Annotated in this window: 24 protein-coding genes; 7 read left to right on the forward strand and 17 right to left on the reverse strand. The window is 65.8% G+C overall.

Annotation, left to right across the window (positions count from 1 at the left end):
- Positions 1-54 precede the first annotated feature (54 nt).
- Positions 55-228, reverse strand: a complete 174-nt coding sequence (locus tag B4U45_RS16275) for a DUF2613 domain-containing protein (protein ID WP_023369784.1) — start codon at positions 226-228, stop codon at positions 55-57.
- A 210-nt stretch (positions 229-438) separates the two neighbouring features.
- Between B4U45_RS16275 and B4U45_RS16280 the strand changes: the two genes are divergently transcribed.
- Genes B4U45_RS16280 through B4U45_RS16290 form a run of 3 tightly spaced genes read left to right on the forward strand, consistent with a single transcriptional unit; the run spans position 439 to position 3,582 of the window.
- Positions 439-1,614, forward strand: a complete 1,176-nt coding sequence (locus B4U45_RS16280; protein WP_099223678.1) for a glycoside hydrolase family 3 N-terminal domain-containing protein — start codon at positions 439-441, stop codon at positions 1,612-1,614.
- A 57-nt stretch (positions 1,615-1,671) separates the two neighbouring features.
- Entirely contained in the window at positions 1,672-2,310 is a 639-nt protein-coding gene (locus tag B4U45_RS16285) for a TetR/AcrR family transcriptional regulator (RefSeq protein WP_075509652.1), read from the forward strand.
- Between the two features lie 9 nt (positions 2,311-2,319).
- Positions 2,320-3,582, forward strand: a complete 1,263-nt coding sequence (locus B4U45_RS16290) for a chloride channel protein (RefSeq protein WP_075546671.1) — start codon at positions 2,320-2,322, stop codon at positions 3,580-3,582.
- 3 nt (positions 3,583-3,585) lie between these two features.
- Here B4U45_RS16290 and B4U45_RS16295 read toward each other — a convergent pair whose 3' ends face one another.
- Positions 3,586-4,428 (reverse strand): MaoC/PaaZ C-terminal domain-containing protein, encoded by an 843-nt coding sequence (locus B4U45_RS16295; protein WP_075546672.1) that lies wholly within the window; start codon positions 4,426-4,428, stop codon positions 3,586-3,588.
- Between the two features lie 17 nt (positions 4,429-4,445).
- The gene (locus B4U45_RS16300) at positions 4,446-5,810 is read right to left on the reverse strand and encodes a 3-oxoacyl-ACP reductase (RefSeq protein WP_099223674.1); all 1,365 of its coding nucleotides are present in this window, start codon (positions 5,808-5,810) and stop codon (positions 4,446-4,448) included.
- Between the two features lie 134 nt (positions 5,811-5,944).
- On the opposite strand from B4U45_RS16300, the gene B4U45_RS16305 reads away from it, so the two are divergent.
- Complete coding sequence (locus B4U45_RS16305) at positions 5,945-7,273, forward strand: acetyl-CoA C-acetyltransferase (protein ID WP_219859455.1); 1,329 nt, start codon at positions 5,945-5,947, stop codon at positions 7,271-7,273.
- Positions 7,274-7,580: 307 nt separating this feature from the next.
- On the opposite strand, the gene B4U45_RS16310 is transcribed toward B4U45_RS16305, so the two are convergent.
- Positions 7,581-9,416: an acyl-CoA dehydrogenase gene (locus B4U45_RS16310; RefSeq protein ID WP_075546675.1), complete on the reverse strand. Its 1,836-nt coding sequence runs from the start codon at positions 9,414-9,416 to the stop codon at positions 7,581-7,583.
- A 292-nt stretch (positions 9,417-9,708) separates the two neighbouring features.
- On the opposite strand from B4U45_RS16310, the gene B4U45_RS16315 reads away from it, so the two are divergent.
- Positions 9,709-10,200: a flavin reductase family protein gene (locus B4U45_RS16315; protein ID WP_075546676.1), complete on the forward strand. Its 492-nt coding sequence runs from the start codon at positions 9,709-9,711 to the stop codon at positions 10,198-10,200.
- Here the strand turns inward: B4U45_RS16315 and B4U45_RS16320 are convergent.
- From B4U45_RS16320 to B4U45_RS16345, 6 genes are all read right to left on the reverse strand, one after another.
- The gene (locus B4U45_RS16320) at positions 10,197-10,352 is read right to left on the reverse strand and encodes a hypothetical protein (RefSeq protein ID WP_089025254.1); all 156 of its coding nucleotides are present in this window, start codon (positions 10,350-10,352) and stop codon (positions 10,197-10,199) included. The two genes, B4U45_RS16315 and B4U45_RS16320, sit on opposite strands and share 4 nt — an antisense overlap.
- A gap of 177 nt (positions 10,353-10,529) precedes the next feature.
- On the reverse strand, positions 10,530-11,276 hold the full coding sequence (locus B4U45_RS16325) for a succinate dehydrogenase/fumarate reductase iron-sulfur subunit (protein WP_075546677.1): 747 nt from the start codon (positions 11,274-11,276) through the stop codon (positions 10,530-10,532).
- Complete coding sequence (locus tag B4U45_RS16330) at positions 11,276-13,210, reverse strand: fumarate reductase/succinate dehydrogenase flavoprotein subunit (protein WP_075546678.1); 1,935 nt, start codon at positions 13,208-13,210, stop codon at positions 11,276-11,278. The genes B4U45_RS16325 and B4U45_RS16330 overlap by 1 nt, the downstream gene beginning before the upstream one ends.
- 46 nt (positions 13,211-13,256) lie before the next feature.
- The gene (locus B4U45_RS16335) at positions 13,257-14,078 is read right to left on the reverse strand and encodes a hypothetical protein (protein WP_075546679.1); all 822 of its coding nucleotides are present in this window, start codon (positions 14,076-14,078) and stop codon (positions 13,257-13,259) included.
- Positions 14,079-14,156: 78 nt separating this feature from the next.
- Positions 14,157-14,453 (reverse strand): hypothetical protein, encoded by a 297-nt coding sequence (locus B4U45_RS16340; protein WP_219859456.1) that lies wholly within the window; start codon positions 14,451-14,453, stop codon positions 14,157-14,159.
- A gap of 207 nt (positions 14,454-14,660) precedes the next feature.
- Positions 14,661-15,134, reverse strand: a complete 474-nt coding sequence (locus B4U45_RS16345) for an Hsp20/alpha crystallin family protein (RefSeq protein WP_075546681.1) — start codon at positions 15,132-15,134, stop codon at positions 14,661-14,663.
- A 216-nt stretch (positions 15,135-15,350) separates the two neighbouring features.
- Here B4U45_RS16345 and nirB point away from each other — a divergent pair, with 216 nt between their 5' ends.
- Together nirB and nirD are read left to right on the forward strand one after the other, a co-directional pair.
- Positions 15,351-17,924 carry a nitrite reductase large subunit NirB gene (gene nirB, locus B4U45_RS16350; protein ID WP_083155444.1) on the forward strand — a complete coding sequence of 858 codons (2,574 nt, stop codon included), beginning with the start codon at positions 15,351-15,353 and terminating at the stop codon, positions 17,922-17,924.
- A 14-nt stretch (positions 17,925-17,938) separates the two neighbouring features.
- On the forward strand, positions 17,939-18,295 hold the full coding sequence (gene nirD, locus B4U45_RS16355; protein WP_075546682.1) for a nitrite reductase small subunit NirD: 357 nt from the start codon (positions 17,939-17,941) through the stop codon (positions 18,293-18,295).
- Between the two features lie 39 nt (positions 18,296-18,334).
- Here the strand turns inward: nirD and B4U45_RS16360 are convergent, their stop codons facing one another.
- From B4U45_RS16360 to B4U45_RS16390, 7 genes are all read right to left on the reverse strand, one after another.
- Positions 18,335-18,790: a TetR/AcrR family transcriptional regulator gene (locus B4U45_RS16360; RefSeq protein WP_023369818.1), complete on the reverse strand. Its 456-nt coding sequence runs from the start codon at positions 18,788-18,790 to the stop codon at positions 18,335-18,337.
- Between the two features lie 97 nt (positions 18,791-18,887).
- Entirely contained in the window at positions 18,888-19,613 is a 726-nt protein-coding gene (locus B4U45_RS16365) for a sirohydrochlorin chelatase (RefSeq protein ID WP_075546683.1), read from the reverse strand.
- A complete protein-coding gene (locus tag B4U45_RS16370; RefSeq protein WP_075546684.1) occupies positions 19,610-20,752 on the reverse strand; it encodes a uroporphyrinogen-III synthase in 1,143 nt (380 codons plus the stop codon). Before B4U45_RS16370 ends, B4U45_RS16365 begins: the two co-directional genes overlap by 4 nt.
- Before the next feature lie 78 nt (positions 20,753-20,830).
- The gene (locus B4U45_RS16375) at positions 20,831-22,243 is read right to left on the reverse strand and encodes a nitrate/nitrite transporter (RefSeq protein WP_075546685.1); all 1,413 of its coding nucleotides are present in this window, start codon (positions 22,241-22,243) and stop codon (positions 20,831-20,833) included.
- Between the two features lie 369 nt (positions 22,244-22,612).
- Entirely contained in the window at positions 22,613-23,158 is a 546-nt protein-coding gene (locus B4U45_RS16380; RefSeq protein WP_075546686.1) for a GNAT family N-acetyltransferase, read from the reverse strand.
- Positions 23,159-23,165: 7 nt separating this feature from the next.
- Positions 23,166-24,044: a 5-oxoprolinase/urea amidolyase family protein gene (locus B4U45_RS16385; RefSeq protein WP_219859457.1), complete on the reverse strand. Its 879-nt coding sequence runs from the start codon at positions 24,042-24,044 to the stop codon at positions 23,166-23,168.
- Positions 24,045-24,059: 15 nt separating this feature from the next.
- Positions 24,060-24,722 carry a 5-oxoprolinase subunit B family protein gene (locus B4U45_RS16390; protein WP_075546688.1) on the reverse strand — a complete coding sequence of 221 codons (663 nt, stop codon included), beginning with the start codon at positions 24,720-24,722 and terminating at the stop codon, positions 24,060-24,062.
- Between the last annotated feature and the right edge of the window lie 42 nt (positions 24,723-24,764).

The following is a 24,764-nucleotide window of genomic DNA, read 5'->3' on the forward strand; positions in this document are numbered from 1 at the left end:
AGCGGGTTTGCTGCAAGCGCCGCCGCGCTGACCTTCGAAGCCGACGCCGCCGGGCTAGCTACGGTTGCCGTACTCGACCCGGTTGAGCACCGATGACGACGGATCGCCCCCGGGTAATGGCGGCTTCGTGTCCTGCTGCACCATCAGGGTGATACCGAAGATTGCGGCCGCGCCCAGCAACAGACCAACCACCACGCTCGCGGCGGCGGGCGCGACGATCCGGTTCATCGTGAGCTCCTTGAGGCGTGACGTCGTGGTGAAAGGTGGCTGAAAGAAACGCTGAAAGAAACTTAGCGCCAACCTAGCAGAACGCGATCTCATGGCTGTCGGCAGCGATCATCGGGGCGGGGCGCGACGTCTCGCCCCAGGTCGGTCGACAACGTAACAGTGGTTGCCCCCGAACCCGGCGCCGAAACACCACCGTGACAGCATGTCCGGATGGCTTTTCCGCGCACACTGACGGTGCTTGCGGCCGTATCGGTGCTGGTGGCCGCCTGCAGCCACGGCGGCACCCGGACCGGATCGTCGTCGACGACGGCGTCGAGCACGCCGCCCGGACCGCCCCCGGTCGCCGCTCCGGCACCGCGGGTGTGTGCCGACCCGACGGCGGTGCCGGCCTCGTTGTCCACCCGCGACAAGCTGGCCCAGCTGCTGATGGTGGGGGTGCGCGACGCCGCCGACGCCAAGGCCGTGGTGAGCACCTATCACGTCGGCGGCATCCTGATCGGCAGCGACACCGACCTGTCCATGTTGAACGGCCCGCTGGCCGATCTCGCCGCCGGCGCCGGCCCGCTGCCGCTGGCCGTTGGCGTCGACGAGGAAGGCGGCCGGGTGTCGCGGTTGCATTCGCTGCTCGGCGGCCGGGGTCCGTCGGCCCGGGAACTGGCCCAGACCCAAACCGTCGCCCAGGTCCACGACGTGGCGCTGGAGCGGGGCCGGCAGATGAAGAAGCTCGGTATCACCGTCGACTTCGCGCCGGTGGTCGACGTCACCGACGCGCCCGACGACACGGTGATCGGGGACCGCTCGTTCGGCTCGGATCCGGATAAGGTCACCGCCTACGCCGGCGCCTACGCGCAGGGGCTGCGCGATGCCGAGCTGCTGCCGGTGCTCAAGCACTTCCCGGGCCACGGGCGCGGCTCGGGCGATTCGCACACCGGCGGGGTGACGACGCCGCCGTTGAGCGAGCTGGTGGCCAGCGACCTGGTGCCCTACCGCACCCTGCTGACCCGGACCCCGGTCGCAGTGATGGTGGGGCATCTGCAAGTTCCCGGGTTGACCGGCAGCGAACCGGCCAGCCTGAGCAAGGCCGCGGTGGACCTGCTGCGCACCGGCACCGGATATGGCGGGCCTGCGTTCGGAGGCCCGGTGTTCAGCGACGACCTGTCCAGCATGGCCGCCATCTCGGATCGGTACGGCGTGGCCGAGGCGGTGTTACGCACCTTGCAGGCCGGCACCGATATCGCGTTGTGGGTCACCACCAAAGAGGTGCCCGCCGTCCTGGACCGGTTGGAACAGGCATTGGCCGCCGGCGAATTGCAGATGCCCGCGATCGACGAATCGGTGGTGCGGGTGGCGGCGATGAAGAACGTCTCTCCGCACTGTGGTCATTAGCTGAACCCGCATTGCCTACCCTAGAGTCGGATCGACCGGCTGGAGGGGTGCACGGCAATGGCAGGTGGTACGAAGCGGCTACCGCGTGCTGTCCGCGAGCAGCAGATGCTGGATGCCGCCGTGCAGATGTTCTCGGAAAACGGCTATCACGAGACCTCGATGGACACCATCGCCGCCGCGGCGCAAATCTCCAAGCCGATGCTGTACCTGTACTACGGCTCCAAGGAAGATCTGTTCGGCGCCTGCCTGAACCGTGAGATGAACCGGTTCATCGACGCGCTGCGCGCCGACATCGACTTGACTGTGAGCCCAAAGGACTTGCTGCGCAACGCCATAGTGTCGTTCCTGCGCTACATCGACACCAACCGGGCGTCGTGGATCGTGATGTACACCCAGGCCACCAGCTCGCAAGCGTTCGCCCAGACGGTGCGCGAGGGACGCGAGCAGATCATCGACCTGGTCGCCGGGATGCTGCACGCCGGGACTCGCAGCCCGCGCTCCGACGCCGAAATCGACATGATGGCGGTTGCGCTGGTAGGGGCGGGAGAGGCGGTGGGGACCCGGCTCAGCGTCGGCGACATCGACGTCGACGAGGCGGCCGAGATGATGATCGACTTGTTCTGGCACGGCCTCAAGGGCGCGCCCGCGGAGCGCGACACCGGCCCAAACCTGGGTCCCAACGTCGCCGCAGGCTAGATTCGTGCGGTGCCTAACCGGCCGGCCCGCCCCAACCTCGACTTTTTCTGCGCGGTGATCATCGCCGGCCTGCTGGCCGGGCTCGCCGGTTTGTCGACGACGGTGGTGCTGCGCTTCGTCGAACACCTCACCTACCACTACACTTTCGGCTCACTGCTCGACGGGATCACCGGCAGCAGTCCGGTCCGGCGCGCGGTGGGGCCGATGGTCGGTGCCGCGCTGGCGGGACTGGGCTGGTGGATCTTGCGCCGCAGCGCCAAGGTGCCGCCGCTGGCCGGAACCATCGCGCGGCATGATCCGATACCGCCGGTGTCGTGGAGCATCGACGCCGCGCTGCAGATCGTGCTGGTGGGCTCCGGCGCCTCGCTCGGCCGCGAAGGCGCGCCACGCCAATTCGCCGCGGCCCTCACCGACGTGGGTTGCCGATGGTTGCGGCGGCTGTCACCCGGCGATCGGGAGATCCTGCTGGCATGTGCCGCCGGGGCCGGGCTGGCGGCGGTCTACGCCGTCCCGCTGGCCGGGGCGCTGTTCGCCCTGCGGATCATGCTCAACACCTGGCGGTTGCGGGCGGTGGGGGCGGCGCTGATCACGTCCAGCCTGGCCGTCGCGATCGGTTCGGCCGTCACCCATGACCGCCCCGAACTCGACTGGCCCCGTGCCGAATCGACCTATCTGCTCAGTGCGCACGGATTGTTGCTGGCGCCCTTCGCGCTGGTGGTGGGTTTGACCTTCAACCGGATCATGGCCGCGGCGCGGCCGCGCCCCATGCTGCGGTCTTGGATGCTGATCCCCGCGCTGGCGGCCGCGGGATTGCTGACCGGCATCTGTTCGCATTGGTGGCCCCAGCTGCCCGGAAACGGCAAGAGCATCCTGACGGTCAGTCTGGCCAGCGGGATGACGCTGTCGTCGGCGGCCGTGATCTTGCTGTTGAAGCCGTTGCTGACCGCGCTGTTCCTGCGTGCCGGCGGAGCCGGCGGGCTGCTGACACCGTCGTTGGCCACCGGCGCTGCGGCGGGGTCGCTGCTGGTGTTGACGCTCAACGCGGCGACCGGGACGCACCTGCACGGACCGGTGATCTCGCTGGCCGGTGCCGCCGGGGTGCTTGCGGTCACCCAGGGCTCGCCCACCTGGGCGGCGATCTTCGTCTGGGAGCTGGCCCGGCCACCGATTTGGATGCTGGTGGTCTTTCTGGTCACCGCGGTGGGCGCGGAAGCACTGAAGAGGCTCGCTGTCGGCCGCCGGCTCCCACACCTCGACCATCGCGCGGGCTGATCGCTACAGCGGCCGCAAAGTCCCGGTCAGATGCGGATACCCCTTCGACATGTTGCGCAGCGTCAGGTCCCAGCCGTTATCGGCTTCGTCGATGTAGACGCCGACGCTGGCCGGCAGCAGCACCGGCTTGCCGAACCGCACCGAATAGCGCACCGCGTCCGGCAGCCGGGCCTCGATATTCGCCAAAACCGCTGCGGCGCTGAACATTCCGTGTGCAATGACGGTGGGGAAGCCGAACAACCGGGCCGCGATCGGATTGGTGTGGATGGGGTTGTGATCTCCGCCGACGGCCGCATAGCGACGGATTCGGGCCGGCGTGATCCGCAGCAGGGCAGACGGCGGTGGGAGTTTGGGCTGCTTCTGCGGCGGCGGTTTCGGTTCGCCGGACAAGCTGGTGCGTTGCTGGTGCAGGAACGTCGTCACCTGCTGCCAGGCGAGCTCGTTGCCGACGCTGATCTCGGTCACCAGGTCGACCAGCAGGCCCTTGCGATGCTCCCTGAGGTTTTCGGCGTGCGCCCGCACGCCGACCGTGTCGGTCACCGCGATCGGGCGGTACCGGGTGATGTGGTTCTCGGTGTGTACCGATCCCATTGCGGCGAACGGGAAATCGAAACCGGTGACCAATGCCATCACCGAGGGGAACGCCAACGCGAACGGGTAGGTCAACGGAACGTCGTTGCCGTAGCGCAGACCGGTGACCGCCGCGTAGTCGGCCACGTTGGTGTGGTCGATCCGAAGCTCCTCGACGGTCACCGTGCGGGTGGGCAGCTGGCCGCCGCGCGGCACCATGGGCAACGCTCCCGCCGCCGCGCGGAGCATGTTTCTCAGGCCGCTTGGCTGGTTCACCGAATCCTCCTAACCGCTCAAGCGCCGATCATGGCTTGGCCGCAGACCCGAATTACGTTGCCGGTCACCGCATTTGACGCCGGGCTGGCGAAATAGGCGATGGTCTCGGCCACGTCGACGGGCTGCCCGCCCTGCATCAGCGAGTTCAGCCGCCGGCCCACCTCGCGGGTGGCCAGCGGGATGGCCGCCGTCATCTGGGTTTCGATGAATCCCGGTGCGACGGCGTTGATGGTGATGCGCTTGTCGGCAAGCTCGGGCGCCAGCGCCTGGGTGATGCCGATCATTCCGGCCTTGGTGGCGCCGTAATTGGTCTGCCCGCGATTGCCCGCGATGCCGGCGATCGACGAGAGCCCGATGATTCGTCCGCCCTCTCCGATGCTGCCGTTTCCGACCAGGCCCTCGATCAACCGAAGCGGGGCAAGCAGATTGACGGCGATCACCGAGTCCCAGCGGGCGTCGTCCATATTGGCCAGCAACTTGTCGCGGGTGATACCGGCGTTGTTGACCAGGATGTCGGCCTTGCCGCCGTGGTGGTCGCGCAGGTGCTCGGTGATCTTGTCGACGGCGTCGTCGGCGGTGACGTCCAGCCACAGCGGCGTGCCGCCCACGCTGCTGGCGGTCTCGGCCAAAGCCTCCTCGGCGGACTCCACGTCGATCGCCACCACCCGGGCGCCGTCGCGGGCGAACACCTCGGCGATCGTTTTGCCGATGCCCCGGGCAGCGCCGGTGACGATGGCCACCTTGCCGTCGAGCGGACGGTCCCAGTCGGCCGGCGGCGTGGAATCGGCCGCCCCGACATGGAACACCTGACCGTCGACGTAGGCCGACTTGGCCGACAGGATGAACCGCATGGTCGATTCGAGCCCGGTGGCCGCCGGCTTGGCGTCGGGCGACAGGTACACCAGCGCGACCGTGCTGCCCCGCCGCAACTCCTTGGCCAGGGACCGGGTAAAGCCCTCCAGCGCGCGCTGGGCAATCCGTTCGTGCGTGTCGGCGATCGCCTCGGGACTGGTGCCCACCACCGCCACCCGTGCGCAGGCACCCAGATTGCGCAGCAGCGGCGTGAAGAATTCGTGCAGTTTCTTGAGACCGGCCGGGTCGGTGATGCCGGTGGCATCGAAGACCAGCCCGCCGAACGAATCGGCCCAGCGGCCGCCGAGGTTGTTACTCACCACGTCGTAGTCGTTGTCGAGGGCGGCGCGCAGCGGCTCGACCACCCGGCCCTCCCCCCCGATCAGCAGCGATCCGACCAAAGGCGGATCTCCCGGTCGATACCGGCGCAGCGTCTCGGGTTGCGGGACACCGAGCTGCTTGGCCACGAACGATCCGGGGCGGGAGCTGACAACCTGCGAGAACAGATCTGACGAGAGCTTGGGAGCCACAGAGCTGCCTTCCGTGTCGGGGTATGTGTTGCTATAAGCAACCGTAGCGAGGACGAACTTACTTGAGAGTAAGAACAGTGGGTAGTATGGCTGCAACGGCTGATGCCCAAAAATAGATACCCGGAGAACGCAAAGTGCCCGCAGCTGCTCAACAGAATTCCGAGTCCAAGCGTCGAGTCGCCGTCCTGGGCGGCAATCGCATTCCCTTCGCCAGGTCCGACGGCGCTTACGCCGACGCGTCCAACCAGGACATGTTCACCGCGGCGCTGGGTGGGCTGGTAGACCGGTTCAACCTGCGCGGTGAACGCCTGGGTTTGGTAGCAGGCGGCGCGGTGCTCAAGCACAGCCGCGACTTCAACCTGATGCGCGAATGTGTGCTGGGCTCGGAGTTGTCGCCGCACACACCGGCCGTCGACCTGCAGCAGGCCTGCGGCACCGGCCTGCAGGCTGCCGTCGTCGCCGCCGACGGGATCGCGGCCGGTCGTTACGAGGGGGCTGCTGCCGGCGGCGGGGACCCCACGTCGGACCCGCCGATCGGCCTGGGTGACGACCTGCGCCGGAACCTGCTGAAGCTGCGCCGGTCCAAGTCCAATGTGCAGCGATTGAGGCTGCTGGGCACCCTGCCGGCCAACCTCGGTGTGGAGATCCCGGCCAACAGCGAGCCGCGTACCGGGCTGTCCATGGGAGAGCATGCGGCCATCACCGCCAAGCAGATGGGCATCAAACGCGTCGACCAGGACGAGCTGGCCGCAGCAAGCCATCGCAATATGGCTAACGCCTACGACCGCGGATTCTTCGACGACCTGGTCACGCCCTTTCTGGGGCTGTACCGCGACAACAATATGCGGCCCGACTCCAGCGCCGAGAAATTGGCCACCTTGCGTCCGGTTTTCGGGGTGAAGGCCGGCGATGCGACGATGACGGCGGGTAATTCAACTCCGCTGACCGATGGCGCCTCCGCCGTGTTGTTGTCCAGCGAGCAATGGGCCGCCGACCATTCGCTGTCGCCGCTGGCCTACCTCGTCGACGCCGAGACCGCGGCCGTCGACTATGTCAACGGCAGCGACGGCCTGCTGATGGCGCCAACCTACGCCGTGCCGAGGCTGCTGGCCCGAAACGGGTTGAGCCTGCAAGATTTCGACTTCTACGAGATCCATGAGGCGTTTGCTTCGGTGGTACTGGCACACCTGCAGGCGTGGGAATCCGAGGAGTACTGCAAGCAGAAGTTGGGCCTTGACGCCGCGCTCGGCGCGATCGATCGCTCCAAGCTCAACGTCAACGGTTCGTCCTTGGCTGCCGGTCACCCCTTCGCCGCGACCGGCGGGCGGATCCTGGCTCAGGCCGCCAAGCAACTGAGTGAGAAGAAGGCCACCGGCAAAGGCGGCTCGGGTAAGCCCCTTCGTGCGCTGATCTCGATCTGCGCGGCCGGTGGCCAGGGCGTAGCCGCGATCCTTCAGGCTTGACAGGACCTCCACAAGGCAGCCCAACGGTCCGTGAAACGAAAAGATTTGGCGGCGGGTTTATTACCCGGAGCAGATGGGTAATTGTTAGCTCGGATAGCCCCGCGTTGTGGTCTGACCCCCCGACCCCGGCCGCAGCGCGGGGCAATCCGTTGGTCGACCGCCGGTCGGCAGTCCTATACGACGGGCGTACGAAAAGGGCCGCCGCTGGAGCGAGGGGATCCAGCGGCGGTCTTTTCCGGATGCCCCCACAGACGCAGATCCCCCGTTTCAACGAAGAAACGGGGGATCTGGCTGTTGGACGGGGGAGTTAGAAAGCAGCCTCGTCGAGTTCCATGATGTCGTTATCCAGCGTCTCGATCACCTCGCGAGTGCTGGTCAACAGCGGCAGGAAGTTCTTGGCGAAGAACGACGCGACCGCGACCTTGCCCTCGTAGTAGGCGCGCTCGTCGCCGGTGGCGCCCGCGTCGAGAGCAGCCACCGCCACCGCGGCCTGACGCTGCAGCAACCAGCCGATGATCAGATCACCGACGCTCATCAGGAACCGCACTGAACCGAGGCCGACCTTGTAGAGGCTGGTGACGTCCTGCTGAGCGGCCATCAGGTAGCCGGTCAGCGCGGCCGCCATGGCCTGGACGTCGGCCAGCGCCTTGGCCAGCAGCGCCCGCTCGGTCTTCAGCCGGCCGTTACCGGACTCGCTGTCGACGAACTCCTGGATCTGGCCCGAAACGTGGGCCAGCGCCACACCCTTGTCCCGGACGATCTTGCGGAAGAAGAAGTCCTGCGCCTGGATGGCGGTGGTGCCCTCGTACAGGGAGTCGATCTTGGCGTCCCGGATGTACTGCTCGATCGGGTAGTCCTGCAGGAAGCCGGAGCCACCGAGGGTCTGCAGGCTCTCGGTGAGCTTGGCGTAGGCCTGCTCGGAACCCACGCCCTTGACGATCGGCAGCATGAGGTCGTTGACCTTGGCGGCCAGTTTGGCGTCGACGCCGTGCACCACCTCGGCGACCGCCGCGTCCTGGAACGTCGCGGTATAGAGGTAGAGCGCACGAAGACCCTCGGCGTAGGCCTTTTGGGTCATCAGGGACCGGCGCACGTCGGGGTGATGCGTGATGGTTACCCGCGGCGCGGTCTTGTCGGTCATCTGGGTCAGGTCGGCGCCCTGCACGCGTGACTTGGCATATTCGAGCGCATTCAGGTAGCCGGTGGACAGCGTGGCGATGGCCTTGGTGCCGACCATCATCCGGGCCTGCTCGATGACCTCGAACATCTGCGCGATGCCGTTGTGTACCTCGCCGACCAGCCAGCCCTTGGCGGGCACACCGTGTTGGCCCAGCGACAGTTCACAGGTCGCCGACACCTTGAGACCCATCTTGTGCTCGACATTGGTGACGAAGACGCCATTACGGTCACCGAGTTCGCCACTTTCCGGGTCGAACAGGAACTTCGGCACGAAAAACAGTGACAGCCCCTTGGTGCCCGGACCGGCGCCCTCGGGACGAGCCAGCACCAAGTGGAAGATGTTCTCGAACAGGTCACCGGAGTCGCCGGAGGTGATGAACCGCTTGACGCCGTCGATGTGCCAGGAGCCGTCCTCCTGCTGGACGGCCTTGGTGCGTCCGGCACCCACGTCCGACCCCGCGTCCGGCTCGGTGAGCACCATCGTCGATCCCCAGCCGCGCTCGGCGGCCAGCACGGCCCACTTCTTCTGCTCCTCGGTGCCGAGGTGGTAGAGGATGTTGGAGAAGCCTCCGCCGCTGGCATACATCCACACCGCCGGGTTGGCGCCCAGAAAGTGCTCGTGCAGCGCCCAGACCAGCGCCTTGGGCATAGGCATCCCGCCCAGGGCCTCCTCGATACCGGCCTTGTCCCAGCCGCCGTCCATCACCGCGCGGACGGAATCCTTGAACGCCTCCGGCAGCGACACCGAGTGCGTCTTCGGGTCGAATACCGGCGGGTTGCGGTCGCCCTCGACGAAAGATGCGGCAACCGGTCCCTCGGCCAATCGGCTGACCTCGACCAGCATCTCCTTGGCAGTGTCGACGTCCAGGTCACTGAACTCGCCCTTGCCCAAAGCCTGGTCAACGCCCAGCATCTCGAACAGGGTGAAAACCTGGTCGCGGACGTTGCTCTTGTAGTGGCTCACTACGGTCCTCCTCGTTGAGAATGCCACTTGCGGTTGGGTACTAGGTCTAAGTTACCCACCAGTAACACCGCTAAAATATATCGGCGCCGTAGTTGTACGCAAGTAGATGTGAGCTACATTTCACGTGCGAACCAACCAACCGGTTGGGATTGAGGCGATTCGCTTGCCCGCAGTGGCCGCCACCTGCAACGATGATGGTGACCGTGGCGGTTGTGGCGCGCGTCACGCCAGCGCGACGGGGAGGGGCGGGTGCGAGAAATCCGTCCTCGGCTCAAGGGGCGAGTAGGTTCCGGTGAATCCACAGAGCAAGCTGACACCGTCGTCGCTGCGTGAGGCCTTCGGCCATTTTCCGTCTGGCGTGGTGGCAATCGCCGCCGAGGTTGACGGAGTACGGGAAGGCCTGGCGGCCAGCACCTTCGTGCCCGTCTCGTTGGAGCCGCCGCTGGTCTCGTTTTGTGTGCAGAACATTTCGACGACCTGGCCCAAGCTCAAAGGCGTTCCGATGCTGGGCATCAGCGTGCTCGGCGAGACGCATGACGAGGCGGCACGCACCCTTGCCGCCAAGACCGGTGATCGCTTCGCCGGTCTGGAGACCGTTTCCAACGACAGCGGTGCAGTTTTCATCAAAGGCACCAGCCTGTGGCTAGAAAGCGCAATCGAGCAGCTGATCCCGGCTGGCGACCACACCATCGTGGTGCTGCGGGTCAATCAGGTCACCGTGGATGCCGAAGTGGCGCCGATCGTGTTCCACCGCAGCGCCTTCCGCCGCCTCGTCACCGGTTAGGGACGGCCGCCGAGTTCCGCCCGGTAGCCCTCGATGCGCTGCTCGATTTCGGCGGCATCATCGTGTCGGCCGTCTTTGTGCGCGAGTTCGGCCCGGATCGATAACTCACGGATCGCGGTTCGGATGTCATTGACACTGGTGATTTCTCGCATGGATTCCTAACGCTGCCTTTCCGCGGTTAAAAGCTCGACCGGGTCCATGCGGGCGCGGTCGACCCCGATAGCAGATGTAAGTCGGATACCCGATTCAACGGTCGGTCTAACCGCTGAGCAGTCACCGAGATGACCTGAGCCTGTCAATCGGATGGGTAATCGGGGCAGCGAGCGTCGCTAGCGCCGGAATAGCTTGTTACCCAGCCACACGACGGGGTCGTATTTGCGGTCGACCACGCGCTCCTTCATCGGGATCAGCGCGTTGTCGGTGATCTTGATGTTTTCCGGGCACACCTCGGTGCAGCACTTGGTGATGTTGCAGTATCCCAGCCCGTGAGCTTCCTGGGCTTCCTTGCGCCGGTCGCGGGTGTCCAGCGGATGCATCTCGAGTTCGGCGATCCGCATCAAGAACCGCGGCCCGGCAAATGCCTGCTTGTTTTCCTCGTGGTCCCGGATGACGTGGCAGACGTTCTGGCACAGGAAGCACTCAATGCACTTGCGGAACTCCTGCGAGCGCTGAACATCGGCCTGCGCCATCCGGTACTCGCCCGGCTGCAGATCCTTCGGCGGCGCGAAAGACGGTATCTCGCGGGCCTTTTCGTAGTTGAACGACACGTCGGTGACAAGATCGCGAATCACCGGGAAGGTGCGCAGCGGCGTGACGGTGACCACCTCGTCCTCGGCGAACGTCGACATCCGGGTCATACACATCAGCCGCGGCCTGCCGTTGATCTCCGCCGAGCACGATCCGCACTTGCCTGCCTTGCAGTTCCAGCGCACCGCCAGGTCGGGCGTCTGGGTCTGCTGCAGACGGTGGATGACGTCGAGCACCACCTCGCCCTCGTTCACCTCGACGGTGAAATCGCGGAGTTCGCCGCCGCTGTCGTCGCCCCGCCACACTCGCAGGCTAGCGTTGTAACCCATTACGATCTCCGTCCTGGATGGTCGGCCAACTCTTCGTCGGTGTAGTACTTCTCCAGCTCGGAAATGTCGAAGAGTTCCAGCAAGTCCGGTCGCATCGGCACCTGTGACTCCCGGGTGATGGCGATATGCGGACCGTCGCCGCCGTCCCCGTCGCCCGCGGCGCGGCAGACCAGCAAGGTGTTGCGCCAGTTGGCGTCCATGCCGGGATGATCGTCACGGGTGTGACCGCCGCGGCTTTCGGTGCGTTCCAGTGCGGCCCGGGCCACGCACTCGCTGACCAGCAGCATATTGCGCAGATCGATGGCCAGATTCCAGGCCGGGTTGTATTGACGATGCCCTTCCACTTGTACCTTCTGGTACCGCTTCCACAGCTCGTCCAGCAGGGTCAGTGCCCTGGTGATCTCGTCTTCTTTGCGGATGATGCCGACCAAGTCGTTCATCACGTGCTGCAGATCCATCTGCAGTGCGTACGGGTTCTCTGGCGCCGAACCGTCCGTCGGCCCCTCGAACGGCTTGAGCGCCTGCTTGGCGGCGGCGTCGAGGGCCTCCGATGAAATCGTCGGACGGCTGCCCAGCGCCCGCACGTAGTCGGCGGCGCCCAAGCCGGCCCGCCGGCCGAAAACCAGCAGGTCCGAAAGCGAGTTTCCGCCCAGTCGGTTGGAGCCGTGCATACCGCCGGAGCACTCGCCGGCGGCGAACAGCCCGGCAACCGTGGCCGCGCCGGTGTCGGCGTCGACCTCGACACCACCCATCACGTAGTGACAGGTGGGCCCGACCTCCATCGGCTCTTTGGTGATGTCCACCCCGGCCAGCTCCATGAACTGGTGATACATCGACGGCAGCCGCCGCTTGATCTCCTCGGGCGTCAGCCGGGAGGCGATGTCCAGGTAGACGCCGCCGTGCGGGGTGCCCCGACCGGCTTTGACTTCGGAGTTGATCGCCCGCGCGACCTCATCGCGGGGCAGCAGGTCAGGGGTTCGGCGGGCCGAGTCGTTGTCCTTGAGCCACTGGTCGGCTTCCTGCTCGCTCTCGGCATACTGGCCTTTGAACACCGGCGGGATGTAGTCGAACATGAAACGAGAGTTTTCGCTGTTCTTTAACACCCCGCCGTCGCCGCGGACACCCTCGGTGACCAGGATTCCCTTCACGCTGGGCGGCCACACCATGCCCGTCGGGTGGAACTGGACGAACTCCATGTTGATCAGGGACGCACCGGCCCGCAGCGCCAGCGCATGCCCGTCGCCGGTGTACTCCCAGGAGTTGGACGTCACCTTGAACGACTTGCCGATCCCGCCGGTGGCCAGCACCACCGCTGGGGCTTCGAACAGGATGAACCGGCCGCTTTCGCGCCAGTAGCCGAACGCTCCGGCGATCCGTTCTTCTTTCTCCGGACCGTCTTTGAGCAACTCGGTGATCGTGCATTCGGCGAATACCCTGATCCGCGCCTCGTAGTCGCCGAGTTCGGCGTAGTCCTCCTGCTGCAGCGAGACGATCTTCTGCTGCATGGTGCGGATCAACTCCAGCCCGGTGCGGTCGCCGACGTGGGCCAGCCGTGGGTAGGTGTGGCCGCCGAAGTTGCGCTGACTGATCTTGCCGTCTTCGAGGCGGTCGAACAGGGCGCCGTAGGTCTCCAGCTCCCAGACGCGGTCCGGGGCTTCCTTGGCATGCAGTTCGGCCATGCGCCAGTTGTTCAAGAACTTGCCGCCGCGCATGGTGTCGCCGAAATGGGTCTTCCAGTTGTCTTTCGGGTTGGTATTGCCCATCGCGGCCGCGCAGCCGCCCTCGGCCATCACCGTGTGGGCCTTGCCGAACAGCGACTTGCACACCACCGCGACCTTCAAGCCGCGTTCGCGTGCCTCGATGACCGCCCGCAACCCTGCGCCGCCGGCACCGATCACGACCACGTCGTAAGAGTGCCGTTCGACCTCAACCATGAAACCTCGCTCAGCCTTATCTTTGGGGTGTTACTGAAATAGCTTGTCAGCCAACAAATCTCAGGTCAGTGATGGTTCCGGTGGCCACCAGCATGATGTAGAAGTCGGTCAGCGACAGCGTCCCCAGCGTGATCCACGCGAAGAGCATGTGCCGAGTGTTGAGCTTGCTGACCTGCGTCCAGATCCAATACCGGACTGGGTGTTTGGAGAAATGCTTGAGACGGCCGCCGGTTACGTGCCGGCATGAATGGCAGGAGACCGTGTAGGCCCACAGCAGCAGCACGTTGGTCACCAAAATGACGTTGCCCAAACCGAAGCCGAAACCGGATGGTGAATGGAAGGCCATGACAGCGTCGTAGGTGTTGATCACCGACACCACCACGGCAATGTAGAAGAAGTACCGGTGGCTGTTCTGGATGATCAGCGGAAGCCGGGTTTCGCCGGTGTAATGGGCCCGCGGCTCAGGCACCGCGCAACCGGTCGGTGACTGCCACACCGAGCGGTAGTAGGCCTTGCGGTAGTAGTAGCAGGTCAGCCGGAAACCGAGCAGGAACGGTAATACCAGCATTCCCAACGGAATCCACCACGGGAAGTGTCCGAACCAGACACCGAGGTGACTTGCGCCAGGCTCGCAGGACGCGCTGACGCACGGTGAGTAGAACGGCGTCAGGTAGTGGTATTTCTCGACCCAGTAGCCGCTGCCCCAAAAAGCCCGGGTGGTCGCATAGACGATGAACGCCAGGAACCCGATGTTGGTGACCAGCGGTGCCCACCACCAGGTGTCGGTGCGCAGGGTCCGTTCGGGGATTTGCGCCCGGGTGGGTGAGAAAACGCCGGTATCAGGACGGTTCGCCGTGGGTGCGCTCATCTGGTGTGATCCTCTTCGAGTGGCATCTCGTCGAAGGGTACACAGATAGAGGGCCCTCTTTTCGGCGGGGTTTGGTTGTCAGTATCTACTGTGACCGCCGACACCTTCGTCGTCGACGTCGCGCCAGAAATCGCGGTCGTAATCGGTGTCGGGGATGGCGATCTTCTCGCCGGAATACCGGGCGTCGGCGCGATCCAGGTCCAACTCGGAGACATCGGTGTCGAGCAATTCGACATCGGTGAGGATCCGGTCGGCGTCGATGACGATGCGGCGCATGGCCGGGTCGTCGCCATCCCGCGACTTCAGCGAGGTCACGCACCGCCGCAGACCGCCGATGAGGTCGTGCAGTTCGGCGATTTCAGCAGAGGCGGACAACGTATCTCCCTGTATCTTCCGGAAAGGCGATGGTGTTTCGGATCACAATACGTCACCCGATGGTATCCGCACTGCGCGGCGATGGACAGGACATCGCGGCGCCGGCCAGGCCCGCCGGAGCGGTCGACCTTCGGCGCGGACCGGACCCGCAACCGGCTGATCCGGCGGAGCATCCACCCCGCCGGATCAAGTCGCCGGACTAACCGGTTACTTCGTGATCGCGATGCGCTGTACCTGTTTTCCGGCCTGATTTCCCGCGTATGCGCCGCTGACTCGCACCGTCAGGACACCGGCGTCATACGACGCGGTGATGGCCTCACCGGTGACATGGGCCGGCAGCTGGAACGAGCGCCGGAATGATCCGTAACGGATCTCCTTCAGGACGCGGCCGTCGGTGTTCTCCGCGCGTTCGTCTCGGTGTTCACCGTGGATGACCAGGCGGCTCACCCCGTTCTTGGAGTCGACCTCGACGTTGACGTCGTTGTCGACGTCGACCCCCGGCAGCTCCAGGCGGACCAGGGCGTCGTCGCCGTCTTTGAGGATCTCCGCAGCCGGGCTGAACCCGCTGGTCGCCGGCCTGTACCAGTCCGTCACCGCCGCGGGACCGAAGAAGTCACGCAACAACCGGTCGGGGTCCCACGCGCCCCGGGCCGGACGTGACCACAATGCGAGATTGCTCATGGATATCTCCTTATGCTTCCTTGTGAGTTAGCTGTGTCCGGCGTCGTGCCGGGCTGGCTACCTCGTAGAACATGAGTCGACTTCGCTAAAGTTCCACCTGGGCTTTCGCCGTTAGTGAACGCAGTCACACAGACTGTTCCCAGCTGTGAGCGCCATGTCATCGGGCTGTCACATTGGGCGATTTTGCGGCAATTTTCCGCCCTTAATCTTCATGGCATGGCTGCAGCCGGAACTACTCGCGCGCGCGACGGGGAATCGCCCTGCCGGCGGCACGTGATTGTGGTGGGGCACGGCATGGTGGGTCACCGACTGGTGGAGGCACTGCGTGCCCGCGACACCAGCGGGTCGTGGCGGATCACCGTGTTGGCCGAGGAGGCCGACGCCGCCTACGACCGGGTCGGACTGACGTCCTACACCGAAACCTGGGACCGCGGCCAACTCGCATTGCCAGGCAACGACTATGCCGGTGACGACCGGGTCCGATTGCTGCTCAACACCCGGGTGACCGAGATCGACCGCGCGACCAAGTCGGTCGTCACCGCGGACGGACAGCGGCACAGCTACGACGCCCTGGTGCTGGCCACCGGCTCTTACGCATTCGTCCCCCCGGTGCCCGGGCACCAGCTGCCCCAATGCCACGTCTATCGCACGCTCGACGACCTCGACGCGATCCGCGCCGGCGCCCAACACACACTGAACTCGGCTCACGCCGACGCCGGGGTGGTCATCGGCGGCGGTCTGCTGGGACTCGAAGCCGCCAATGCGCTGCGCCAGTTCGGGTTGCAGCCGCACGTCGTCGAGATGATGCCCCGATTGATGGCCCAGCAGATCGACGAGGCCGGCGGCGCCCTGCTCGCGCGCATGATCACTGACCTCGGGATCGCCGTCCACGTTGGCACGGGCACCGAATCCGTTGAGCCCGTCGAACACTCAGATGGCTCAGCGTCGGTTCGGGTGCGGCTCAGCGACGGTGACACCATCGATGCCGGCGTGGTGATCTTCGCCGCTGGCATCCGGCCGCGCGACGAGTTGGCGAGGGCGGCGGGCCTGGAGATCGCCCAACGCGGCGGCGTCCTCACCGACTTGTCTTGCCGGACAAGCGATCCCGATATCTATGCGGTCGGGGAAGTGGCGGCAATTGAGGGGTGCTGCTACGGCCTGGTCGGACCGGGATACACCAGCGCCGAGGTGGTGGCGGACCGGCTGCTGGGCGGTGCTGCCGAGTTCCCGGAGGCGGATCTGTCGACGAAGCTCAAGCTGCTGGGCGTCGATGTCGCCAGCTTCGGCGATGCGATGGGCGCGACCGAGAACTGCCTCGAGGTCGTCATCAATGACGCGGTGAAGCGCACCTACGCCAAGCTGGTGCTCTCCGACGACGCCAAGACGCTGCTGGGCGGTGTGCTGGTGGGTGACGCCTCGTCGTACGGGGTACTGCGGCCCATGGTCGGCAGCGAGTTGCCCGGGGACCCGCTGGCGCTGATCGCGCCGGCCGGATCCGGCGACGGGGCTGGTGCGTTGGGGGTTGGCGCGCTGCCGGATTCGGCGCAGATCTGCTCCTGCAACAACGTCACCAAGGGCGACCTGAAGTGCGCGATCGCCGACGGTTGCGCAGATGTGCCCGCCCTCAAGGCATGCACCGCGGCCGGCACCTCGTGTGGGTCCTGCGTGCCGTTGCTGAAGCAGCTGCTGGAAGCCGAGGGAGTGGAGCAATCCAAGGCGCTGTGCGAGCACTTCAGCCAGTCGCGGGCGGAGCTGTTCGAGATCATTTCGGCCACCGAGATCCGGACCTTCTCCGGCCTGCTGGAGCGCTTCGGCCGCGGAAAGGGCTGCGACATCTGCAAACCCGTTGTCGCCTCGATCTTGGCCTCCACCGGTTCCGATCACATCCTGGACGGCGAGCAAGCCGCGCTGCAGGATTCCAATGACCACTTCCTGGCCAACATTCAGAAGAACGGCAGCTACTCGGTGGTCCCGCGGGTCCCCGGTGGTGACATCAAGCCCGAGCACCTGATTCTGATCGGCCAGATCGCCCAGGAATTCGGGCTGTACACCAAGATCACCGGCGGTCAGCGGATCGACATGTTCGGCGCCCGGGTGGATCAGCTGCCGCTGATCTGGAAAAGGCTCGTCGACGCCGGCATGGAGTCCGGTCACGCCTATGGCAAGGCGTTGCGCACCGTGAAGAGCTGCGTGGGCAGCGATTGGTGCCGCTACGGGCAGCAGGATTCGGTGCAGCTGGCCATCGATCTGGAATTGCGCTACCGCGGCCTGCGCGCGCCGCACAAGATCAAGCTGGGTGTTTCGGGCTGTGCGCGGGAATGCGCCGAGGCCCGCGGCAAGGACGTGGGTGTCATCGCCACCGAAAAAGGCTGGAACCTCTACGTGGGCGGCAATGGCGGCATGACTCCCAAGCATGCCCAGCTGTTGGCCGGCGACCTCGACACCCAGACACTGGTCCGCTACATCGACCGGTTCCTCATGTACTACATCCGCACGGCCGACCGGCTGCAACGCACCGCGCCGTGGGTGGAATCGCTGGGCCTCGACCACGTACGCGAGGTCGTCTGTGAAGACTCGCTCGGCCTGGCCGAGGAATTCGAGGCCGCAATGGAGCGGCATGTTGCCAACTACAAGTGCGAATGGAAGGGCGTGCTGGAGGATCCGGACAAGTTGTCACGGTTCGTCTCCTTCGTCAACGCCCCCGACGCGGTCGACTCGACCGTGACGTTCACCGAGCGTGCCGGGCGTAAAGTCCCTGTGCCCATTGGCATGCCGCGGATGCGCTCATAGTCAGGGAGGGAATCATGACACTTCTCAACGACATTCAGGTCTGGACCACCGCGTGTGCGTACGACCAGCTCATTCCCGGCCGTGGTGTCGGGGTGCTGCTCGACGACGGTAGCCAGGCGGCGCTGTTCCGGTTAGACGACGGCTCGGTGCGCGCGGTCGGCAACGTGGACCCGTTCTCCGGCGCGGCCGTGCTGTCTCGCGGGATCGTCGGCGATCGCGGCGGCCGGGTCGCGGTCCAATCACCCATTCTCAAGCAGGCTTTCGCGCTCGACGACGGTAGCTGCCTTGACGATCCACGGGTGTCGGTGCCGGTTTACCCGGCGCGGGTCACACCCGAAGGTCACATCCAGGTCGCGCGGATCGCCGCCTGACAGTGCCGACCGCCGGCCTATCGGGCCTGGCGCAAGACACTAGCCGCGGCTGATATCTCCGACGAGGTAGCGCTGCATCGTCGGGCCAATGGCGTCGACAAGGGCCTCCACCGACATGGAATGCAGCGGTTCGGAACGCACCCCGTAGCGCATGATGCCCAGGCCGACCAGCTGCGAGGCGCATAACGAGGCCCGGACCGCGATCTTGTCGACCCCCAGCATCTTCAGCAGCGGGTTGAAGACCGGCCCGATAAACATCGCCTGAACGATTTCGGCGGTCTTGGCCAGGCCCGTGGACGCGATGGCGCTGGCCGCAAAGGGACCGCCGCCAGCGGCGTCCCAGGTGGTGATCAGCATGTAAAGCGTACGGCGGCCGACCTGGTTGACGCTTCCGGTGACGATTTTGTCGATGAATTCCGGTGTGCTGAACGGCAGCCGCAGCATCTTGGCTACCGGGTCGAGGAGCCCGCGTGAGGGCTCCTGGTGATGGGCCATGGTGCCAGGATTGCGCGGATGTGATCAAAGATCAAGCGTCCGTGACGTCGGCGTGCCATTCCGGCGCAGCCTTGCCGGCAAAGAAGTTGTCTGCCACCTAATTCGGCATGCGTAGCATTCGGCGACTACCCAATTGGCACCGGATGGCGCCGCGGAATCGTCCGGCGATCAACCGTGCCAATCCTGGATGCTCGCCCAGCGGCGGCGTCACCAGATCGGCGCCGCAGTCGCGCAGTCGTTCTTGAAACAAACCTTCGGCCAGCAGATAAGAGACCACCACGATGCGCCGCGCACCGCTTCGGCGGGCGTCGGCAACTGCCGTGCACACGTCCGGACCGCCGGTGGCCGCGAACGCCAGCTCCACGTGGGACCCGGTGAGCGTCGACAGGAACGTCCGAGCGGTGTGCAGATCGGCGAGCGCTCGGTGGTCCGATGTTCCCGCCGCCGCCAAGATCACCGAATCATCTGGACGCCAACCGGATTTCACCAGCTGGTGGGCCAGGATTCTGGTGATCTCCCGGCTGGGCCCCAATGCCGGGGTGACGGTGACGTCCGGATGGCCGCTGGCGGTGACATGAGCCGGCAGGTCGGTTCGGACGTGGTATCCACGAGAAAGGAAGGCGGGCACCACGATTGCCGGTTGGGCCGATACCGCTGCCAGGGACAATCCGGAGAGCACTTCGCTGGGTGTGGGTCCCAGCACGTCGACAAACGCAACGTGCACGGTCTGGTCGACCAGTGCGGTTACCCGCGCGGCAAGGTCGCCGATCATAGCGACGCCGGCCGGTCTGCGGGTGCCGTGTGCCGTCAGGATCAGGCTCATACGTGGTCCTGCGTGTCGATGGCCAGCCGGTAGCCGCGTTTGACCACCGTTGCAATGATGTTCTTGTCTCCCAGTGCCGTTCGCAGCCGCAGCACGGCGGTGTCGACGGCGTGGGTGTCATCGCCGTTGCCGGGTAACACGGCGAGCAGTTCGTCGCGCCCTACGACGTCGCCGGGGCGTCGGGCCAGCGCACGCAGAATCGCCATCCCTGAGGCCGGCAGCGTTTTGATGGAATCGTCGACCAGCACGCAGGTCCCGCGGATATCGACGACGTGCCCTGCGGCGGTTAGAGTGCACGATCCGAGCCGTGGCAATTCCTCGGCGATATGCCGGGCCAAGGCTCCCAACCGCATTCGCTTCGGAGCCGACGTCGGGACGCCTTTTCGGGTCAAGGGGCGTGACGTGACCGGGCCCACGCACATCGCGTGCACATCGTTGCGCAGCGCGGCCAATAGCTGCTCCTCGATGCCCAACTGACGGCCGCGTTCCAGTACCGCCGCCGCGGCTGGCGCCGAGGTGAAACTAACGGCGTCGAATTGTCGTCGGGCAATGCCGGCGACCAACTGGTCGAATTCTCCGCCCAATGGTGTTGACTTCCAGCGGTATACCCGGATCGGCACCACTTCGGCACCAGCCGAACGCAACCCGCCGACAAACTCCGGGAATGGGTCCCAGCCGTCGGTGGCGCCGTGCAGTTGGACGGCGATCCGCTTCCCGGATACGCCGGAACGCAACAGGTAGTCCAAAACCTCCAGCGACGACTCCGAGTCCGGGGACCACTCCTCGCGTAACCCGGCGGCGCGTAACTCCCCGGTGGCCTTCGGCCCGCGAGATATGACCCGGGCCGCAGACAGCACTTCGATCAGCCCGCCGGCCAACCCCCACCCCTCGGCGGCGGCTATCCAGCCCCGAACGCCGATACCGGTGTGCGCCACCAGTATGTCCGGCGGATCGGCAATCAACGCCAGGGTATTGCGGTGGAGCTCGTCGTCGTCGGGCAGCGCGATCATCGAGATCGCCGGGGCACTACAGACCTCGGCACCCTGGCGGCGCAGCAACGCGCACAGCTCGTCGGCGCGGCGAGCCGATGTCACTGCAATGCGGTAGCCCCGCAGTGGCTCAGAGTTCCGCTGGGCCATATCAACTGTCTAAGCGTCGGAAATTTCGGCGGCGTTACAAGGCAATTGCCTAGGCATTGCCCCTGGCTGAGGCGGTGCTCACACCCGGGCGAGTTCGGCCGGGGCCTTCGTACCGTGGACCTTTGCTTCCGAAACCGGCCGGCGTACATACATCATCCAGGTCAGGACGGCGGCAACGCCATAGGAAGCCAGGAACGCCCAGTACGCGGACGTCTCGGTGCCACTCCTGAGGTAGGACTCACGCAGCGCCAGGTTGATGCCCACGCCGCCGAGTGCGCCGACTGCCGAACAGATTCCGATGAGCGATCCTGACATGGCACGCGCCCAGTGGCGGCGTTCGGCGTCGGTGACCAGTAGCGATCTGCTGCGTGCTTCGAACACCGACGGAATCAGTTTGAACACCGACCCATTGCCCATACCGGAAAGGATGAACAGCGCCATGAATCCGATGATCCCGACGACTTCCGCGACGTATCCCACCATGGTGGTGGGTGTCGCCGCGGCATGGTCGGTGTACGTGCTGATGCCGACCAGCAACCCGGCGGCCATGATCATGCCGGCCAGCACGCCGAGCGTGACGCGGCTGCCGCCGAGGCGATCGGCCAAGCGTCCGCCGTATATCCGGGCGAGGGAGCCCAATAATGGTCCAACGAAGGCGATTTGGGCGGCATGCAGTGACGCATGCTTAGCAGTTTCGCCGTTGGCCGTGAAATTGACCTCTAAGACCTGGCCGAAGGCGAACGAAAACCCGATCCAGGAGCCGAACGTACAGACGTAGAGCAGTGAAATCACCCAGGTGTCGCGGTCGAACAGGATCGACCGCATGTGGTTGATCTCGATGCGGTGCTCGAGATTGTCCATGAACACCGCGGCCGCGATGCCCACGAGCGCCAGCAGCACCAGATAGGTGGCACAGACCCAGTACGGTGCCTCGTGGCCCGCTGTGGCCAGCACCAAGAGGCCGACTAGTTGGATCACCGCGACCCCGAGGTTTCCGACACCGGCGTTGACGGCCAGCGCCGCACCCTTGAGCCGTTGCGGGTAGAAGGCATTGACGTTGGCCAACGAGGCCGCGTAGTTGCCGCCGCCCAGCCCGGTCAGCGCCGCGCACACCACATACGGCCACAGCGGTAGTCCGGGGTTGGCCAGCAGCACGATGGTGCCGGCGGTCGGGATCAACAGCACGAATGCCGAGAAGGTCGTCCAGTTGCGGCCGCCGAACTTCGCGATACCCAGGGTGTACGGGATACGCACGCAGCCACCGACAAGCGTGGCGACCGCGCCGAGCAGCAGCTTGTCACCAGCGGAAAACCCGTAGACCGACGCCGGCATGAACAACACCATCACCGACCACAGCGACCATATCGAGAAGGCCACATGGTCGCCGGCCATCGTGCACAGCAGATTGCGCCGCGCGATCTTGCTGTTACCGGCTTCCCAGGCCGCGATGTCTTCCGGATTCCAGTCCGGGATGTGATGGTTGCGGCCCATACGGTCTTTACCTTTCGTCCGCGGTCTTCGGTTCCGAACAGACGTCACGAGCGCAGCACCCCTAACGGCGTGCACTCAGATCCCCCGTGGAGCTATCCCACCGCAACGTGCTTCGGCCATTCGGCGGGATGCAGGCAGCCCGCGGTCACCAGGCATGTGTCGCAGTCCTTTCGATGCTCACATCGAGTATGTAAGTGAGTCAACCTGGTGAGGGCGATATCGCCTGAAAGTTGAATTCCAGTTGTCTGGAAGCTTCCTGGCAGGCGCTGTGAGTTGCGGATCGAATGTGCTGCGGGTCACCGACGTTCACCGGACATTCGAGCAGACGTCGTTGGCGCACAACGAAATTGCGCGTTAATTACGCACTGGTTACCAGACGTCGCCGGCGCGCCAATCGCACATCAGTCCCGCCGAGGTGTCCAGAGTGACCTCGACCGGCAGCACGAATACGGTGCCGTCGTCGTCGGGGGTGCGCACCGGGCCGGCGGGCGCCAGCACCGACGTGGGGCCGAGCCAAGGCAACCAGCCCCGCGACGCGTACAGCCTGCGGGCTCGTGCCGAGGAGCTGAGCGCACCGAGTTGATAGGCGCCACGTATCACCTGTTCGCCGGCGTCCAACAGCGCGGTCACCAGCCCTCGGCCGCGCCAATCTTCGCGTACCGCAACGCCTTCGACGTAACCGCAGCGTAACGCGTTGCCCTGGTGTATCAGCCGTCGCTGCACCACGGCGGCGTGCGCGATGATCGCGCCGTGGTGCCAGATCAGGGCATGCATCCCGCCCAGGGCGTGTTCCCAGTCGGTTTCGGTGAAGTCGCCGGCGAAGGCGTCGGCCACCATCTGGTGGATGCGCTCGCGTGTCTCGCTGTCCAGATCGGAGGTGTGCACCAAGCGCGCGGTGTGGACCTGGGCGTGCACGGGCCGGCTAACGGACCGGCGTGCGGGGTCTGGCCCATTGCAGCCGCACATGCTGGCCCGGCCGCAGCTGGGCGACCTTGTCGATGTCCTCGTCGATCACCACGCCCACCACCGGGTAGCCGCCGGTAAGCGGGTGATCGGGACCCAGGATGACCGGTAAGCCATTGGGCGGCACCTGGATCGCGCCGCGGGTGGTGCCCTCACTGGGCAGCTGCCGGTCCGGGTCGCGGTGCTGCAGCGGACGCCCGACCAGCCGCGTCCCGACCCGGTCGCTGTGGTCGGAGACCACCCAGTCGGTGTGGACCAGGGCGTCGGGATCGACCAACCAGTCGTCGCGCGGACCCGGTATCGCCAGCAGTTCGACCGTGGCGCCGGTGAAGGCGGCCACCGGGGCCTGGTCGAGTGCGGGATAGTCCGCGGTGTGCTCGCCGACCGGCAGCAGGTCACCGGCTTGCAGCGGCGCGGGGCCGATCGCCGACATGACGTCGTAGCTCCGCGAGCCCAGCACCGGGGTGACGCAGATGCCACCGCGCACCGCCAGATACGTCCGAAGCCCGGCGCGCGGCGTGCCCAGCGAAATCACCTCGCCATCACGGACGTGGTGAATGCTGTTGGTGCCGAACATGATTCCGTTGACAGTCGGATCGCTGTCAGCCCCGGTCACGGCGATGTCCACGTCGCCGCCGCGAACCCGCGCCGAGAATCCGCCGAACGTGACCTCGACGGTGGCCCGATCGTCGGGGTTGGCGACCAGCCGGTTGGCCAGGGTATGGGAGCGGCGGTCGGCGGCGCCGGAGCGGCCGACACCGAGATGGGCGAGGCCGGCCCGGCCGAGATCCTCGACGATGGCAAGCGGGGCGGGGCGCAGAACTTCCAGGATTGTCATGGCAGCTGCTCCTTGCTACGCGGCCCGGAACCGCACCCACATGCCCTGCATGAGCAGCGCGGGGTTGGGTCTGGTGACGTCCCACAGCACGGCTTCGGTGTGGCCGATGATCTGCCATCCGCCTGGCGACTGGCGAGGATATATCGCGCTGAATTCGCCTGCGAGAGCGACTGATCCGGCGGGCACCACGGTTCGCGGTTCGGATTTGCGAGGCACCCGCAGCCGTGGGTCGCCGCCGATGAGATAGGCGAAGCCGGGCGAGAACCCGTTGAATCCCACCCGCCACGGGGTTGCGGTGTGGGCGTTGATGATCTGTGCGGCGCTCAGGCCGGTGTGGTCGGCGACTTCGGCGAGATCGGGTCCGTCGTAGACGACGTCGATGACGGGGTGGTCACCCCGGTGATCCGGCGATGCTGCCAAAGAGCCGACCGGTAGACGGCGCAGCCGTTGGCGGGTAACCCCCTGGAATCGGGGTGCGGCCAGTTTGACCAACACCGTCCGCAAGGCCGGAACAATGTCGACCACTCCCGGCAGGGCGGCCGCGCGCAGTGCGTCGGTCCACGCCAAAACCTCAGCGGTACTGTCACATTGCACCATCAGCGCCTGGTCGCCGTAGTCCAGAACGGTGCGCGCCACCGCGTCGGTTGCGGGGTCGATGGACAGGTTCGTCACACTCATCTTTCGACGGTAGCCCCGTTGTCGGCGCTCGGGCGAGGGATC

Origin of the sequence: Mycobacterium persicum, from assembly GCF_002086915.1 — a bacterium.
GTDB lineage: Bacteria > Actinomycetota > Actinomycetes > Mycobacteriales > Mycobacteriaceae > Mycobacterium > Mycobacterium persicum.

Bases quoted from the DNA above. Each gene is read 5' to 3' on its own strand.
- B4U45_RS16275 (WP_023369784.1), bottom strand. From the start codon at position 228: ATGAACCGGATCGTCGCGCCCGCCGCCGCGAGCGTGGTGGTTGGTCTG.
- B4U45_RS16280 (WP_099223678.1), top strand. From the start codon at position 439: ATGGCTTTTCCGCGCACACTGACGGTGCTTGCGGCCGTATCGGTGCTG.
- B4U45_RS16285 (WP_075509652.1), top strand. From the start codon at position 1,672: ATGGCAGGTGGTACGAAGCGGCTACCGCGTGCTGTCCGCGAGCAGCAG.
- B4U45_RS16320 (WP_089025254.1), bottom strand. From the start codon at position 10,352: ATGCGAGAAATCACCAGTGTCAATGACATCCGAACCGCGATCCGTGAG.
- B4U45_RS16325 (WP_075546677.1), bottom strand. From the start codon at position 11,276: ATGGGTTACAACGCTAGCCTGCGAGTGTGGCGGGGCGACGACAGCGGC.
- B4U45_RS16330 (WP_075546678.1), bottom strand. From the start codon at position 13,210: ATGGTTGAGGTCGAACGGCACTCTTACGACGTGGTCGTGATCGGTGCC.
- B4U45_RS16335 (WP_075546679.1), bottom strand. From the start codon at position 14,078: ATGAGCGCACCCACGGCGAACCGTCCTGATACCGGCGTTTTCTCACCC.
- B4U45_RS16345 (WP_075546681.1), bottom strand. From the start codon at position 15,134: ATGAGCAATCTCGCATTGTGGTCACGTCCGGCCCGGGGCGCGTGGGAC.
- nirB (WP_083155444.1), top strand. From the start codon at position 15,351: ATGGCTGCAGCCGGAACTACTCGCGCGCGCGACGGGGAATCGCCCTGC.
- nirD (WP_075546682.1), top strand. From the start codon at position 17,939: ATGACACTTCTCAACGACATTCAGGTCTGGACCACCGCGTGTGCGTAC.
- B4U45_RS16360 (WP_023369818.1), bottom strand. From the start codon at position 18,790: ATGGCCCATCACCAGGAGCCCTCACGCGGGCTCCTCGACCCGGTAGCC.
- B4U45_RS16365 (WP_075546683.1), bottom strand. From the start codon at position 19,613: ATGAGCCTGATCCTGACGGCACACGGCACCCGCAGACCGGCCGGCGTC.
- B4U45_RS16370 (WP_075546684.1), bottom strand. From the start codon at position 20,752: ATGGCCCAGCGGAACTCTGAGCCACTGCGGGGCTACCGCATTGCAGTG.
- B4U45_RS16375 (WP_075546685.1), bottom strand. From the start codon at position 22,243: ATGGGCCGCAACCATCACATCCCGGACTGGAATCCGGAAGACATCGCG.
- B4U45_RS16385 (WP_219859457.1), bottom strand. From the start codon at position 24,044: ATGACAATCCTGGAAGTTCTGCGCCCCGCCCCGCTTGCCATCGTCGAG.
- B4U45_RS16390 (WP_075546688.1), bottom strand. From the start codon at position 24,722: ATGAGTGTGACGAACCTGTCCATCGACCCCGCAACCGACGCGGTGGCG.